Here is a 14,187-nt window from a genome sequence, read left to right as displayed (position 1 = left end):
TCTGGACTATTTTTTTAATTGATGATAGCGATTGTACCAAATGTCAACATACTCTTTGGAGAAAGGTCCGCGTTCATTATTTATCCAATCAACAAGAATTTTTACATTTTCTTTCAAAATGTGGTCAATTTCAGGAGAGTAGTTCATTTGTTTCCTGTGACGTTCATATTCCTCAACGTCTAGGAGTTTTTTCTCGCCATCTTTAAATACTTTTACATCGAGATCGTAGTCGATATATTTCAGTGCCTCATTGTCTAAGACAAAAGGGCTCGCAAGGTTGCAATAGTAGCTGACGCCTTCCTCACGAATCATAGCAATGATGTTAAACCAAAACTTTTTGTGGAAATAAACGATTGCAGGTTCACGTGTGACCCAACGACGGTCGTCTGACTCGGTTACAAGTGTGTGGTCATTTACACCAATAATTGAATTTTCATTTGTTTTCAGTATCATCGTATCTCGCCAGGTACGATGTAAACTGCCATCATGTTTATAGCTTTGAATCGTGACAAGGTCGCCTTCTTTCGGAAGATTCAAGGCTTCACCAACTTTCCAAAATTCAAAGTTCTCGCTTATTATTATAGCATAATATTCAAAAAGTTTCTGGACTCAGGTTGGTAGCTCAAAAAAGCTTAAGCTCCTGAGGAGCTCCCTTGACAGATGCTGTGCACGGTAATCTTCCCAAATATTAAGTGATCTAATCGCCTGGTATCTTTTACGCAAATGATAATGTTCTTCGATTTGATATTCGGGATAGTCTTGCAGAAAATCGCTGACCATTTGCCACTCGTAAATATAACCTAAAGGACGTGAATGATAGACAATCTCATCGATAGTTTGAGCAGAAATTCGGTGGTGTGCGTGTCCAAAGACAACGTCCGTGATTTGAGGATACTGAATGAACAATTCATGGAAAGCTTGTGATCCAAGATAAGCATTGAAGCGCTCAAATTTTTTATAAGCTGTATTAATGGAAAAAGCTTTGTGTGGAACAAAATGCATGGCAATGATGATACGGCCAGAAAAATCTAGATTTTCCAAAATTGTTTCGAGAGTGTTGAGAGTATGTTGTGTCGTAAGGGCATCGCTATAATCACGATGGATTTTGCGATCAAAGTAAAAGCTATTTTTAAAGGATAAAAGTTTCTCATCTGAGTAATCTTGAACGAAAGAGTAATCATACCAACCGTGAAAACTAACTAAAAGTGTATCCCCAAAATACTTAAGCGAAAAGTCCTGTGCATTAATTTCTTTTTCGGATAAATGTACCATATCGTGATTGCCAAGATTATGGCTAATATCAAAGTTTTTTGATAATTGCTTAAAAAAAGGTGTCGTAATTTTTTTATAGTCGTTGGACATATCTCCTGCAAAGTGCAAATCAGTCACAGACTGCTCTTGCAGGGTATCAATTAAAACTTGAGTTTCAGAATCTGTAAATTGATTAACATCCAGATGCAGATCTGAAAGCAGTGCTAATTTTTTCATAGTTAAATTATAACAGAACCGTAAATCAAGTTCTAATTGTGTTAACCGAAAAAAGATTACAGGAATTTTTGGTTTATTGATAATTTTGGACTAATTTTTCAATTTCTTCATCCAATAAGGTATAAAATGCTGCAATGTGTGCTCCGTCCACAAGAGCGTGGTTAGCAAGAACCGAAAGGGGAAGCAACAGTTCCTTGTTTTGTTCAAAATACTTTCCCCAGGTGATTCTTGGATTGCTGTCCGCAGGAACTGGTGTTGGATTAATCATGGAAGTAAAGGAGAACCATGGAAGTGTGGAGATAAATAATTTATTTAAAGTCCCTTTAGGCTCCTCCTCGATTGAGGGAATGGCTTTAGCTTTTTCTTGCTCTTCCATGGCATAGCTCAAAAATGCAGCAAAATCAGGTGTGAAATCAAGATTGCAGTAAGTATAGGTCCCGTCGTCTAAGGAAACTGTGTGTGATGTCTGACAGTTATCAAATTCTATAATTTTATCTTCAACGATACGTTGTTTAAATTCTGAAACACCGTTTGCTGCTTGGGATACACAGTAACAGATCGTTAAGAAAAAAGGAAATTTATTCTTTTCTATCGTTGCGATAAGTTTTGTAATATTTACGTTAACGGTCACTCCAACATAGGGTTGGGCAAGACTTTTAAAATATTCAAAATGAGAAAGACGATTATAGGAAGCCATGTCAATATGTTTATAATTCATTATTTCTCCTCGGAAATCACTATTAGAAGTGAGGGTTTTGTTAGAGTGTACCATAGATTTCTATAATTTTGAAGTACTTATCCAGCTGTCAGATAAATTCAAAGTATTTTTATTTAAACCAGGTCTAATTTTCGTGCAAGGCGGGTCAAACAGTCCTGCTGAGGAATATGTCTACAGAAAATAAAATTGTGAGCTTATAGATTATAGCTAACTAGAGTCCGAACGATAATTTTGATATAATAGGGGGAGATCAAAATAAAGTTTAGAATTTATATAGGTTATAGATGAATAATACGGTAAAAATACTGCAAGGGATTTCAAGAATTCTCTTACTCGTTGTTGGCTTAGCATTAATCTCAGGCTCTCTCTTTTTTACTGGGGTTCATATGGCTAATAAAAACGTCACAAAAACTGAAACTCAAGGTGCGATTGTCCGCGGGGACGAAGCACTAAAAGAGGTGAACTACACTTTTGAAGGTGTTAGTCACCAAGTACGCCCTTTGGATACTTACTTTAGAAACTTGGGCACTGTTGATACAAAAATCAAAATTTATGTAGACAATGAACACCCAGAACGTATCTTTTTGACTTATCGTGGGGATGGGCTGATGCGTACGGCAGGGGTATTGGCAGGTTGGGGCCTATTATTGTTGGTTATTCTCTTGGGAGAAAGACAGCTGATGAGTCGTATGAAAAAACTTGAAGAACTTGCCGAAGAAGAAAAAGAAACACTTCCTTGATTGTGTTTTTTTTGTATTGAGCTTTGTGCAATAAAACACAAGCGCATTTCTTAAGAAAAATATAAAGCTGTGCTACCATAGAAGCATGACTATCTTACACAATAAAATTTCAAATAAAGAATTAAAAGAACGCTTAGAGGCTGAAACAGAGCCCCGTACAACAATTTCTTTTTATAAATATTTTAATATTGCTGATCCTCAAGAATTTCGTGATAATCTCTACATGAAATTCGAGGATTTAAAAGTTTTTGGCCGTGTTTATATTGCGAAAGAAGGAATTAACGCACAAATCAGTGTACCTACTCCTAATTTAGAAAAATTTAAAACGACACTTTACCAAACAGCGCCAGAATTGGATGGACTTCGTCTAAATTATGCAATTAAAGATGATGGTAAATCTTTCTGGGTCTTACGCATGAAAGTCCGTAACAAAATTGTTGCAGATGGTATTGATGATCCAACGTTTGACCCTTCAGATGTTGGGCAGTACTTAAAAGCTGAAGAAGTGAACGAAATGCTTGGCAAAGAAGACACTATCTTTGTTGATATGCGTAACCACTACGAATATGAAGTTGGACATTTCAAGGATGCCTTAGAAGTACCATCTGCAACTTTCCGTGAACAGCTACCAATGGCTGCAGATATGCTTAAAGACGATAAAGATAAAAATATTGTCATGTACTGTACAGGTGGAATTCGTTGTGAAAAAGCCAGTGCTTTTATGAAGCACGAAGGTTTTGAAAATGTTTACCACGTGGAAGGTGGAATTATTGAATACGCACGTAAAGCCAAAGAGCAAGATTTACCTATTGAATTTATTGGTAAAAACTTTGTATTTGATGAACGAATGGGAGAGCGTATTACGGATGACGTTCTCTCAACATGTCCACAATGTGGCGAAGCTTGTGATATGCATACGAACTGTAAAAATAAAGCTTGTCATCGTTTATTTATCCAATGTGAAAATTGTGCCGAGCGCTTTGAAGGTTGTTGTTCACAAAGCTGTGTGGAAGAACTCAGCTTATCTGATGAAGAAATCAATGCTTTAATCGCAGAGCGTGCAGCGGATCCAACATTCTTCACAAAAGGAAGAAGCTAACAATTAGAAAAAGCAATCGTTTAAACGATTGCTTTTTCTAATTGTTCCCTGAGTTCTGTTTCAAAATCAAGCACGTGCCCCAAAGATAAGGCAAAATCTGCATCGGAAATATTCATTCGTACAAAGAATTCCCCAGACTGATACCGAATCATAATATTTGGACGTACTTTTTCATGCAGAGCATCCTGTGTCTGTTCATTACTATATATATACCAGAAATATTCAGTGGCTTCTTTTTTATAGAAATCATCTTTTACCAGTAAAAGAACAGTTTTAAGTTGGTCAGAGAGTTGGAGTTCTTTTGCATAAGTTCCATCTTTATAAATCGGAAGTCCGTCATACCAAAAGTGAATATTCTGACCAAAGATTTCTTCAGCAAGTTTATTCATAATCTTTCAAAACCCATTCGTTAATGGCATGCGCGACACCAGATTCAGCATTAGATTTTGTGACATATTTGGCAATTTTCTTCAAATCTTCTTTACCATTGCCCATGACAACTGGGTTTCCAACAGCTTCTAGCATAGAACGGTCATTTTCCTGGTCACCAATAGCCATTAACTCGTCCACATCTAGGAAGAGTTTTTTAGCTAAGTGCAGTACAGCATTTCCTTTGCTGGCTTTTTTATTCATAAATTCAAGATAAAATGGAGTTGATTTGACCATGTTATAACGCTCGAAAAATTCAAAAGGCAAGTAGGCGATAGCATTGTCTAAAATTTCAGGTTCATCAATCATCATTACTTTTGCAACTTCAAGTGCTGCAATTTCCTCAGGCTGACGGAAATAGAGGGGCATATTAACCAAGGAAGCTTCGTGAATAGTGTATTTGCCGATGTCACGGTTACTTGTGTATATTCCTTTTTTAGTAATGGCGTGCATATGTACACCGATTTTACGAGCGGCAGCATCAATATCAAGAACATCTTCTGCCTCTAGGGTTTCCATGATAAACTCTTCACCAGTCGCACGTTGTACTAAAGCACCGTTATAAGTAATAACATAATCACTGTAATCCGTCAATTCAAGTTCTTCCAGAATATCGTGAACACCCATGAGTGGACGTCCTGTTGTAATGACAACTTTTACCCCAGCAGCTTTGGCCTCTGCAATTGCCTGCTTAACTTCAGGCGTGATTTTGCGTTCTGGGTCCAATAATGTACCGTCGATATCAATAGCAATAAGTTTAATCATTTTATTTTTTCTCTTTTCTAATTAAAGGTTGGTTTGCATAAAGGTGATGAATTCAGGATTCTCCAACATGATTTTTGGGAAGTAGAAGCGGCTGTTTCCGTGAATGGTACCCGCTAGGCTTGCCACAATAGGAGAAACCTCGGAGAGCTCAATGAGACTGCCATCTTTTTGTAAAATTTCAATCTGTGTTCGTGGTTTATTTGAACTGGGACGATAAAAGTCATAAGGCAGATCGAAGTTACTGTTGGTTCCCGTAAAGTATTGAGGGTCAAATCCAGCTTTCTCAACGAGATTGCGCAGCTTATCCAAAAGCGAAGCATCAGAGTTAAAAAGATCCAGCTGTTTTTCTTGTCCTTGATTGTACTCCAAGGATTTTAAGAGGTGACGGTTGATATACATCTGAGCAAGCTTAGACAAAATATCATCTTCGTTAGCCATCCATGTTTGAAAATAGGTATTCATCACACCGTCATCTAAGGCAAGATAGTCTTGCAAGGTTTGTTTATTCTCAAAAAAAGGAACTAGACACGGACTTGTTCGCGCAAAGTAACTATGGTTAAATTGGTATAAATATTTAGCACGTTTAAGCAAGTTTTGGAGAATGACTTCCATGGAGCGACTGGCTGGGTGAAAGTAAACTTGCATGTACATTTGATAACGGCTCACGATGTAATCCTCCACGGCATGCATCCCAGAGATTCTGAAGACAATGCCGTCTTCATGAGGTGCAATTACACGGAGAATACGCGTCAAATCAAACTGTCCATAAACTGCCCCAGTATAGTAAGCATCTCTTAAGAGATAATCCATCCGATCCGCATCAATTTGACTGGAAATAAGTTGCACCACTTGTGGATTAGGATAGTCATGGGAAATAACAGAAGCGACTTGCTCTGGAAAGTCGGAACTTACTTTGCGTAAAACCGCATTGATTTCAGTAGTTGGTGAGGTAATAATCTCACGTGTTATAGCTTCGTGATCTGTACCAAAGAGGCCTTCAAATGTATGAGAATAAGCGCCATGGCCAACATCATGTAATAAAGCCGCGCACTGTGTAACTAAATTTTCTTCTGGATTCCAAGTTTCAGGATAACGTTTAGTGAACCATTCAGTGATTGTCTTAGCGATATGATAAACACCCATACAATGTGAGAAACGACTATGTTCGGCTCCATGAAAAGTATAAGAGGAAGTTCCCAGTTGTTTTATACGACGTAGGCGTTGGAATTCCGCAGTGTTGATTAAATCATAAATCGTTTGGTTTTCGACATGAATATAATCATGGACGGGATCACGAAAAACTTTTTCGAGCTGTGCCATACAACCTCCTTTGTATTTTGCATGCAATTATCTTGATGTGACTGAATGTGTTTTAGTTTCAAGATAAGTTTTTCGATGAAGAGTCACCAAATGAGACTCTTATTTAATGAAAACTCTTGCATTACTGTAATACAATTATAACCGAAATTGACATAAATTGCCATTTTACTAATAAGGCAAGTTATAGTAAAATAACAGTTATGGAAATTACTATTCGGAACCGTATTGTTATTGATGGACAAGAAGAATTTATTCGTGAAACTTTTGAAGGGGATGTGAAAAAGTTAGGGAATAAAATTGCATTATATTACAAAAATGCTGAAGAAGAAAAAGTCTTAATAAAGTTTGATGAAACAGAATTAAGTATGACACGTTATGCTGATAAACCAGTTACTATGCGCTTTCATAAAGAGCTTTCAACACACACAGTTTATGAAGGATTGGGTCCTTTAGAGATTTTAACTGATGATTTTCATATGAATGAAGAGCTAAAACATGTGAAGTTGAAATACCGTTTAGCTCAAAATACAATCCCTATCGGAGAATATCGGATGAGAATTGATTGGAAAATAAGTTGAAATGAAAAAAATATTACTCCCTGAGGAACTGTACGACCAGCTGGAGTTGTCAGGTGAAAAAGAAATCGAAGTTGTTGAAAATAATAAAAATAGTTTTACTATTCGTGCTAAAACACCCAATAAGAGAGAAGATGCCGCGCGGGTCTTTCTGATACCCACAGCGCTCAGCACATTTCTCTTTTTTGTTGCCAGTCAAGTTATGGGACTGACTCAGATTAGACTATCAGGTACGGCATCAATTTCAACTGGAGTTCTAGTTATTGCTAATGCAGTCGCGTTGACATCTTTCATCATTGCATTTATTAAAAAGCGAAAAGAGCTTTATCATACTATGGTGCCGCGCGTGTACTGGCGAACTTTCCCCTCCGTTATTCTTTCTGTTTTTATTATTGTGACTTTAGGTTTGGTTGCCTTATTTTGGTTTTTAAACCAACTCTTTTATGGGTTGAGTTTTGATGTTTTTACGTCAATGATGATTTTTGCCATCTTCTCTGGAATTTTAAATTATCTTTTGATCTTTGCCGTAGACACATTTTCTATCCAAATGATGATCAATATGCTTATTTTGGTTTCTGTTGGCGGACTTGTGGCAAGTATGGCTGCCAATAATAATCAATATTGGTGGCAAAAGAATTTTAGTCTTTTGGGAACGAGTGAATCTAACACAAGCTTGCAATTTAATATGACCTTGGTTGTTTCAGCTGCCTTGATGATTGCTTTGTTTGATTATATATTTGTATCAATACGCGAGAAGTTAGGGCACCGTATACGATTTATGATTTTGCAAATCTTATTAACTTTGTGTGCTGTTTCTATTGCTTTAGTCGGTTTAATCCCTAATAATGGGGATGGTTTAGCGCATATTATGCATGATGTGGCAGCCCAGCTCATAGTCCTATTTATGAGTCTGTCTATCTTGGGAATTCGTTGGTTTTTACCAGACTTAGATAAAAACATGTACCGTATTTCTTATGGTTTAGCGAGTCTGATTGTTTTTGGTTACTTTTTATGGCATCCACTCTATTATTTAAACTTAACTGCATTTGAAATTCTTTCCTTTAGCCTATCCTTTGCATGGATTATGCTCTTGATTAATACATTAGTGAGGATATTGTTTAATCCACGTGTCGTTTATCAAGTTGATATCGTAAAAGACGTAGAAAAAATCACAGAAAAATAAGCTGTGGTTTTTTCATATACTAAAAGCAGAGCAGGTTTTTTTTACCTTAAGTAAAAGCTATGGTAAAATAAAGACGATAGGGAGGTCAAAATGAAAGAAGTAAAAGTATTTTATAATGAAAAATCAGGAAAAAATGACGAAAACGAAATATTAAATACAATTAAAAATTTTTTTGGAAAAGAAGAAAACAAAGCCTCTCATGTGGAATATATCAATCCAGATAGCCCAGAAGATGCAGTACGTTTAGCAAAAAAAGCAAGTCAAGAAAACACAGATCTTGTAGTGGCACTTGGTGGAGATGGAACGATCAATAAAGTATGTGGTGGCGTATTTGAGGGAGGAAGTAAATCTATCTTAGGTATTGTTCCCAATGGTATGGTCAATAACTTGTCAAAATCACTTCATATTCCTCAGGATATAGAAGCTGCCTTGCAAAATCTCAATGAGGGGAAGTTGCAAAAATTTGATATTGCCAAAGTGAACGATGACTATATGATTTCCAGCTTAACATTGGGAATCTTGGCAGATATCGCTCAAAACGTGAGCAGTTCGGAAAAGAAAAAATTTGGACCTTTTGCTTACTTGAAGGATGCTTATAAAGTAATTCGTCATAATAAAAGCTATCGTATCGAACTCAAATATGATGGAAAAACAAAGGCCTTAAAAACAAAATTATTATTAATTACGATGACCGATACGATTGGCGGAAGACAGGCTTTATCCCTTGATGCTAAGGTCGACGATGGTCTCATCCGAGTGTATTCTTTGAAGGAAATTAATTTGTTCAAAATATTATTTCACCTCAACAAACTACGCAAAGGCCAACTCGAAGATTTTATGGAAATTACTTATTTTGACACCAATCACTTAGAAATAAGTGCTCAGTCCAACAAAAAACAGGACATTCCTTATTCAAGAATCGATGGGGATAAAAGCTCGCCGCTTCCATTGGACATAACGGTATATCGCAAAGGTTTGACTACGGTGGTTCCTAAATAAGAACTTTTTCTTGTATTATTTATAAAAACACCTGATGAATGCAAACTTAACAGTAAATGACAAATAGAAGTAAAAAAAACCTTGCATTCCACTTGAATTGAAGAATATTTTCTGCTATACTTATATAGTTGTCTTTGTGGTCTCCCATAAAGTACAACCGCACGAGGTACCGTTTAAGTAGCATTAGCTCACGGTCCAAGGCGAGTCTTACAGCCGTTTTACGGCACAAAATCTAACAAGGAGGAATCACAATGTCAAACTACGCAATCATCAAAACTGGTGGTAAACAAGTCAAAGTTGAAGAAGGACAAGTTATCTACGTTGAAAAACTTAACGTTGAAGCTGGTCAAACTGTAACTTTTGACGAAGTTGTTCTTGTCGGCGGTGCTACTACTAAAGTTGGTGCTCCACTCGTTTCAGGTGCAACAGTTGTCGGTGAAGTTGAAAAACATGGTAAACAAAAGAAAGTTGTTACTTTCCAATACAAACCTAAAAAACACTCACACCGTAAACAAGGTCACCGTCAACCTTACACTAAGGTTGTCATCAAATCAATCAACGCTTAAGGCATGATTGAAGCGGTTATCAGGACAAAGCGAGATAAAATAGTTTCCTATGAGATCTCTGGGCATGCTGAATCAGGTGAATATGGCCATGATGTGGTCTGTGCAGCTGTGAGTGTGTTGTCAATTACAACAGCAAATAATCTCTATGAAATGGCAAAGATTAAACCTATTGCCAACATGGAAGATGGTTATCTTTATGTTGAAATACCTTTGAGTACTCCTGAAAGACAAGGCGAATTGGCTCAAACACTTCTCCAAGCGTTTGAAAATGCTATGCGAGAAGTATCAAATAATTACAGCCAATACATTACACTTAAAATTGAAAATGGAGGGCAATATAATGCTTGAACTTAATCTGCAACTCTTCGCCCACAAAAAAGGTGGGGGTTCTACTTCCAATGGTCGTGACTCACAAGCTAAACGTCTTGGTGCTAAAGTATCTGACGGTGAACTTGTAAGCGGCGGTTCAATCCTTTTCCGTCAACGTGGTACACATATCCATCCAGGTGCTAACGTTGGTCGTGGTGGCGATGACACTCTCTTCGCTAAAATCGAAGGACACGTTAAATTTGAAATGAAACGTGGTAAAAAACACGTTTCAGTTTACCCAGCAGTAGCTAAATAATGGTGAACGAGTCTCTCTTCGGAGAGGCTTTTTTTATAAATATAAAAGAAAAGACGATGGGAAAAGTCCGCTCTAAATGGATAGTTTCATGTCTTTTTTACATGAATACTCGGGTTTCCTGGATTAATTTTTGTGCCTCCCTAAAATTTAGGACATCATCAAAACCATATTTTGAAAGAAAATAGACTTGGTCGCAATGCTTTTCAACCTCCTCTAAGATATGGGAAGTAAGTAGGATGATTTTTGTTTTGGAAAGCTCTTTTAAGATTTGGAAGGCTTTGGCGCGCATCGCATTATCAAGTCCATTCATCAGCTCATCGACAATGATAAGATCTGCTTCGAGGCTTACAGTGTTAATGAAGGCCAGTATTTCTTTCATTCCTAGAGAATACTTTTTGATTGGTTTTTTAAAGAAGCGTGAAGCAGAAAATATGGGCATGTATTTTTCTGCGTTTTTTAGCTCTGCTTTTGTCAAAACCTTAATATAATCGATTGCTCGAAGATTAGGCTCAAAAATATCAAGTGTCGCAACATAGGAAACTCTACCTTGATGCCAGCCATCAGAAATCTGAATATCTCCCTCGTAGTTCATTTCCTTATTAATTGCCGTGAAAAGCGTAGATTTTCCTGTGCCATTTCGACCGATAATACCATAAAGACCTGGTTTATCAAGTGTGAGACATATGTTACTCAGCGTACAGGTTGTTAGATTGTTTATTATAAGTTTCATAAGTTACTAGGCCTTTCTATAGATGTACTTTGTGAATAAGAAATGGCTGATGCCATAGAAAAGAATACTGCAAGAAAGCAGTACAAGAGCACCAATCCAGAGGGAGTCTCTTCCAAAGAGAAAGTTCCCAGAAGTTGGCCAAGAATTTTCACCGTTGGAAAACTGCAAGACAGTGTTAATGTTTAAGTAGGTTAAAGGGATCCATTTAATGATTGTTTTCATCGCTTCATGCGTATGGATAATAGAATAAGTGACCAGCAGTAAAGCGATAACCGCTGAAGGAATATAAGCTTTTCTGATAAACTGTGAGAGGAGCTGTCCTAAACTTGTAATAAATAGGATGGCCAGAAGTAGATAGAGCAGACGCCAGAGCAACTCCTCGCCCTGAAACACATCATAAATCGCACCAACGACAAAGTTAGGGAAGTTCCAAGATCCGATGCCAAACTGGAGTCCAGCGATGAGCGCAAAGACCAGTAGGGTAGAAAGAATGAGCAGTAGCACAAAACCAATAGGAATAAACAGATGTTGGAAATGAAGCACTTTTTTATCCTTTTTCATCAAATGGTAATAACGCAAACCATTAGGCATTTCCATCGCTAAGGCATCTCCACAGATAAAAGTCAGCAGGATTAGACCATAAAGCCCTCCTAAGCCAATCAAAATATAGAGGGCAGCGCCAATACTGGATGGGTTCATTCCCGGAAGTTGTGAAAAGTCTTGCCCACTGGCTAGGACTTGGTGGTACCATTTAGAGGTTGCCTTGAAATGCTCATATCCCCCACCAAAAGGAAGCTCTTCACCATTTTTTTGTGCTTCCTCTAACTTTTTAATTCTTTGTTCATTATAAAGTTTATCTAAACGCCAGAATTCATTGTAATTATTTTCTTCTAATGCTTGAAGTTTTGTCTTATCTAATTTTAACTCGTCATTGAATTCTTTTAAGAGTTCTTCAGCGTTTTCTGGGGGATCTCCAGATTCACTAAAACTTTTGAGTTCCTTGATACTCTTTTCGCTGGCTTTGATATTTTCCTGTGTTGTATTTTCTAATCCTAAACCATGAGGAAGATGAGTTCCTACAGTTTTAAAAGCAACAAACTGAAAGATTAAGCCGATGAACAGTAAGGAGAGCAGAATTTTATTTTTAATATTGCTTACAAATTTTTTTAGTATAAACATATTTTTTCCCCTTAAAAAGAATGAAGGGAAAATAAAATATTTTCTCCTTCCGCCATTTTTATTTCTTAGTAAGCATTGTAAATGTAGTCTTGATAGTAACGTGTTCCACTTCTATCAGGATAGAGTGGAGTTCTTCTGACCCTATAGCCATTTACAACTCTTAATTCACGATAAAAGGTCTGAACAAGTCTATCTTGTGGCGTGTATACTCTTTGTCGAACAACAGTTCCTACCCAGACTCGAGGTGCAGGCCTTTGAATGTCATTCGCTTGTACTAAAGCAGAACCTGACGTGAGTGCAAGAGCTGTGAAAGCAAGTAATAAGCAGTTTTTTAAGTTTTTTGTTTGACATGTAATTTATTTCTTTTTCTATAAATATTGATGTTATATTGAGTGCCTCCTTTCAATGCCTAACCTCTTTTTTTGCCTTACACTGTATAAGACGTAAATACATCTTGCTTTTCACTAAAAATATATCTTGTAGAATAGAAAACATAAATATCTTATTATTCTAAAAAGATAGTGTTATTTTCCCTTTCTATAATTTAAGCGCTTTATTTATGGTATATTTACTCTATAATTTTGAGTTGCATTGAAGGAGAAAATAATGAAAATTGGTGTAGTAAAAGACTTGAAACAAGGGGAAGCACGTGTCGGAATGACGCCGGAAAATGTAAAAACTTTGGTAGAGGCCGGGCATACGCTATATGTTGAAAATAATGCAGGTTTTGGTGCTGGTTTTCCAAATGAGCAGTATATCGCAGCGGGAGCCAAGATAGTGGAACGTGAAGAAGCATGGGAAGCAGAAATGATGGTTCGTGTAAAAGAGCCCTTAGAGGAAGAATATCAATACCTTAAAGAGGGACAAATAATCTGGGGATTTTTACATTTACCTGCAAATAAAGCTTGTGTTGAAAAAATGATGGAAATGCATGTAACTGCTTTTTCGGCTGAAAATATCGCTGTGGATGGAATTTTTCCATTACTCAAACCTTTGAGTGCAATTGCGGGACGACGCGCTGTTAATATTGGACAATATTATCTGGAAAAACAACATTGTGGACAAGGGATTCTACTCCCTGGTATTCCCGAAAGTGGTATCGAGGCAGGGCATATTGTCATATTTGGTGGTGGTACTGCAGCAGAAAATGCAGCAGATATTGCTTTGAGTATTGGTTGTTCTGTCCTTATTTTAGAGTTGAATGATAGACGTATTAAAGAGCTGGAAACACGTTACGCTGGTAAAAAGTTACAGGTTGTGAAGTCAACAACAGAAGCACTTGAAGAGCACATAAAAAAAGCAGACGTTTTTATTTCAACAATTCTAATTCCTGGTGCTAAGCCCCCAAAACTTGTGAAAGAGTATATGGTGAAATCAATGAAACCAGGTGCTGTGATTGTTGATATCGCTATTGATCAAGGGGGGACGGTTGAAACGATTGATCACGCAACAAATCATGCGGAACCGGTATTTACAAGACACAATGTCATTCATTATGCAGTGCCAAATATGCCAGGGGCAACACCCCGTACTTCAACTTTGGTCATGTCTAAAGGGAATATAGAATACTTGAAACGAATTGCCGACAATGGTTTAGAAGAAGCACTTAATCTTAGTGAGTCGCTTCGCTCTGGTATGAGTGTTTATAAAGGAAAAATAGTTTCATCTGCACTGTCTGACTCAATCGGACTTCCTTATACAAAAATTAAGTAAAAGTTATTGGGATTTCCCAATACTTTTTTATATTCAAGAAAGGTGTGGAAGCGTATAA

At 37.1% G+C, this 14,187-nt stretch carries 17 protein-coding genes and 1 other annotated feature; of the genes, 9 read left to right on the top strand and 8 right to left on the bottom strand.

Annotated features, from left to right (window positions below; all coding sequences use genetic code 11):
- Window positions 1-6: 6 nt before the first annotated feature.
- From ntdP to KJS37_RS07820, 3 genes are all read right to left on the bottom strand, one after another.
- Window positions 7-537 (bottom strand): nucleoside tri-diphosphate phosphatase, encoded by a 531-nt coding sequence (gene ntdP / locus KJS37_RS07830; RefSeq protein ID WP_096368393.1) that lies wholly within the window; start codon window positions 535-537, stop codon window positions 7-9.
- Between the two features lie 72 nt (window positions 538-609).
- The gene (locus tag KJS37_RS07825; RefSeq protein WP_213496821.1) at window positions 610-1,554 is read right to left on the bottom strand and encodes a metallophosphoesterase; all 945 of its coding nucleotides are present in this window, start codon (window positions 1,552-1,554) and stop codon (window positions 610-612) included.
- A gap of 7 nt (window positions 1,555-1,561) precedes the next feature.
- Window positions 1,562-2,206: a CatA-like O-acetyltransferase gene (locus tag KJS37_RS07820; RefSeq protein WP_017369723.1), complete on the bottom strand. Its 645-nt coding sequence runs from the start codon at window positions 2,204-2,206 to the stop codon at window positions 1,562-1,564.
- Between the two features lie 284 nt (window positions 2,207-2,490).
- On the opposite strand from KJS37_RS07820, the gene KJS37_RS07815 reads away from it, so the two are divergent.
- Together KJS37_RS07815 and trhO are read left to right on the top strand one after the other, a co-directional pair.
- Window positions 2,491-2,946: a hypothetical protein gene (locus KJS37_RS07815; protein ID WP_213496722.1), complete on the top strand. Its 456-nt coding sequence runs from the start codon at window positions 2,491-2,493 to the stop codon at window positions 2,944-2,946.
- An 85-nt stretch (window positions 2,947-3,031) separates the two neighbouring features.
- Window positions 3,032-4,045 carry an oxygen-dependent tRNA uridine(34) hydroxylase TrhO gene (gene trhO, locus KJS37_RS07810; RefSeq protein ID WP_019291868.1) on the top strand — a complete coding sequence of 338 codons (1,014 nt, stop codon included), beginning with the start codon at window positions 3,032-3,034 and terminating at the stop codon, window positions 4,043-4,045.
- Between the two features lie 20 nt (window positions 4,046-4,065).
- Here trhO and KJS37_RS07805 read toward each other — a convergent pair whose 3' ends face one another.
- From KJS37_RS07805 to KJS37_RS07795, 3 genes are read right to left on the bottom strand one after another with little or no spacing between them, the layout of a single operon-like run.
- On the bottom strand, window positions 4,066-4,434 hold the full coding sequence (locus tag KJS37_RS07805; protein WP_213432729.1) for a hypothetical protein: 369 nt from the start codon (window positions 4,432-4,434) through the stop codon (window positions 4,066-4,068).
- A complete protein-coding gene (gene yidA, locus KJS37_RS07800) occupies window positions 4,427-5,239 on the bottom strand; it encodes a sugar-phosphatase (RefSeq protein ID WP_017369719.1) in 813 nt (270 codons plus the stop codon). Before yidA ends, KJS37_RS07805 begins: the two co-directional genes overlap by 8 nt.
- Window positions 5,240-5,260: 21 nt before the next feature.
- The gene (locus tag KJS37_RS07795; protein WP_017369718.1) at window positions 5,261-6,559 is read right to left on the bottom strand and encodes an HD domain-containing protein; all 1,299 of its coding nucleotides are present in this window, start codon (window positions 6,557-6,559) and stop codon (window positions 5,261-5,263) included.
- Between the two features lie 200 nt (window positions 6,560-6,759).
- Here KJS37_RS07795 and KJS37_RS07790 point away from each other — a divergent pair, with 200 nt between their 5' ends.
- From KJS37_RS07790 to rpmA, 6 genes are all read left to right on the top strand, one after another.
- A complete protein-coding gene (locus tag KJS37_RS07790) occupies window positions 6,760-7,137 on the top strand; it encodes a YwiB family protein (RefSeq protein WP_017369717.1) in 378 nt (125 codons plus the stop codon).
- 1 nt (window position 7,138) lies between these two features.
- Window positions 7,139-8,317, top strand: a complete 1,179-nt coding sequence (locus tag KJS37_RS07785) for a DUF998 domain-containing protein (protein ID WP_017369716.1) — start codon at window positions 7,139-7,141, stop codon at window positions 8,315-8,317.
- Window positions 8,318-8,407: 90 nt separating this feature from the next.
- Complete coding sequence (locus tag KJS37_RS07780; RefSeq protein WP_213496719.1) at window positions 8,408-9,316, top strand: diacylglycerol/lipid kinase family protein; 909 nt, start codon at window positions 8,408-8,410, stop codon at window positions 9,314-9,316.
- A gap of 145 nt (window positions 9,317-9,461) precedes the next feature.
- Window positions 9,462-9,534, top strand: a sequence feature (ribosomal protein L21 leader region).
- 33 nt (window positions 9,535-9,567) lie between these two features.
- The gene (gene rplU / locus KJS37_RS07775) at window positions 9,568-9,882 is read left to right on the top strand and encodes a 50S ribosomal protein L21 (protein ID WP_003136338.1); all 315 of its coding nucleotides are present in this window, start codon (window positions 9,568-9,570) and stop codon (window positions 9,880-9,882) included.
- Window positions 9,883-9,885: 3 nt separating this feature from the next.
- The gene (locus tag KJS37_RS07770; RefSeq protein WP_004257958.1) at window positions 9,886-10,230 is read left to right on the top strand and encodes a ribosomal-processing cysteine protease Prp; all 345 of its coding nucleotides are present in this window, start codon (window positions 9,886-9,888) and stop codon (window positions 10,228-10,230) included.
- Window positions 10,223-10,507, top strand: coding sequence for a 50S ribosomal protein L27 (rpmA, locus tag KJS37_RS07765; protein ID WP_213496717.1), 285 nt, complete (start codon window positions 10,223-10,225; stop codon window positions 10,505-10,507). Before KJS37_RS07770 ends, rpmA begins: the two co-directional genes overlap by 8 nt.
- 97 nt (window positions 10,508-10,604) lie before the next feature.
- Here rpmA and KJS37_RS07760 read toward each other — a convergent pair whose 3' ends face one another.
- Both KJS37_RS07760 and KJS37_RS07755 read right to left on the bottom strand, forming a co-directional pair.
- Complete coding sequence (locus KJS37_RS07760) at window positions 10,605-11,237, bottom strand: ATP-binding cassette domain-containing protein (RefSeq protein ID WP_213496715.1); 633 nt, start codon at window positions 11,235-11,237, stop codon at window positions 10,605-10,607.
- A gap of 6 nt (window positions 11,238-11,243) precedes the next feature.
- Entirely contained in the window at window positions 11,244-12,416 is a 1,173-nt protein-coding gene (locus KJS37_RS07755; protein ID WP_213496713.1) for a hypothetical protein, read from the bottom strand.
- A 606-nt stretch (window positions 12,417-13,022) separates the two neighbouring features.
- On the opposite strand from KJS37_RS07755, the gene ald reads away from it, so the two are divergent.
- Complete coding sequence (gene ald / locus KJS37_RS07750; protein WP_213496711.1) at window positions 13,023-14,129, top strand: alanine dehydrogenase; 1,107 nt, start codon at window positions 13,023-13,025, stop codon at window positions 14,127-14,129.
- Window positions 14,130-14,187 lie beyond the last annotated feature (58 nt).

Origin of the sequence: Lactococcus formosensis (genome assembly GCF_018403745.1) — a bacterium.
GTDB lineage: Bacteria > Bacillota > Bacilli > Lactobacillales > Streptococcaceae > Lactococcus > Lactococcus formosensis.
The sequence above is the reverse complement of the archived record's forward strand: the minus strand, read 5'-3'. Positions and strand labels throughout refer to the sequence as shown.

Excerpts from the sequence above, each read along its gene's own strand:
- KJS37_RS07805 (WP_213432729.1), bottom strand. The coding sequence starts at position 4,434 with ATGAATAAACTTGCTGAAGAAATCTTTGGTCAGAATATTCACTTTTGG.
- trhO (WP_019291868.1), top strand. The coding sequence starts at position 3,032 with ATGACTATCTTACACAATAAAATTTCAAATAAAGAATTAAAAGAACGC.
- KJS37_RS07770 (WP_004257958.1), top strand. The coding sequence starts at position 9,886 with ATGATTGAAGCGGTTATCAGGACAAAGCGAGATAAAATAGTTTCCTAT.
- KJS37_RS07785 (WP_017369716.1), top strand. The coding sequence starts at position 7,139 with ATGAAAAAAATATTACTCCCTGAGGAACTGTACGACCAGCTGGAGTTG.
- KJS37_RS07755 (WP_213496713.1), bottom strand. The coding sequence starts at position 12,416 with ATGTTTATACTAAAAAAATTTGTAAGCAATATTAAAAATAAAATTCTG.
- ald (WP_213496711.1), top strand. The coding sequence starts at position 13,023 with ATGAAAATTGGTGTAGTAAAAGACTTGAAACAAGGGGAAGCACGTGTC.
- KJS37_RS07815 (WP_213496722.1), top strand. The coding sequence starts at position 2,491 with ATGAATAATACGGTAAAAATACTGCAAGGGATTTCAAGAATTCTCTTA.
- KJS37_RS07760 (WP_213496715.1), bottom strand. The coding sequence starts at position 11,237 with ATGAAACTTATAATAAACAATCTAACAACCTGTACGCTGAGTAACATA.
- rpmA (WP_213496717.1), top strand. The coding sequence starts at position 10,223 with ATGCTTGAACTTAATCTGCAACTCTTCGCCCACAAAAAAGGTGGGGGT.
- yidA (WP_017369719.1), bottom strand. The coding sequence starts at position 5,239 with ATGATTAAACTTATTGCTATTGATATCGACGGTACATTATTGGACCCA.
- KJS37_RS07790 (WP_017369717.1), top strand. The coding sequence starts at position 6,760 with ATGGAAATTACTATTCGGAACCGTATTGTTATTGATGGACAAGAAGAA.
- KJS37_RS07780 (WP_213496719.1), top strand. The coding sequence starts at position 8,408 with ATGAAAGAAGTAAAAGTATTTTATAATGAAAAATCAGGAAAAAATGAC.
- KJS37_RS07795 (WP_017369718.1), bottom strand. The coding sequence starts at position 6,559 with ATGGCACAGCTCGAAAAAGTTTTTCGTGATCCCGTCCATGATTATATT.
- rplU (WP_003136338.1), top strand. The coding sequence starts at position 9,568 with ATGTCAAACTACGCAATCATCAAAACTGGTGGTAAACAAGTCAAAGTT.
- KJS37_RS07820 (WP_017369723.1), bottom strand. The coding sequence starts at position 2,206 with ATGAATTATAAACATATTGACATGGCTTCCTATAATCGTCTTTCTCAT.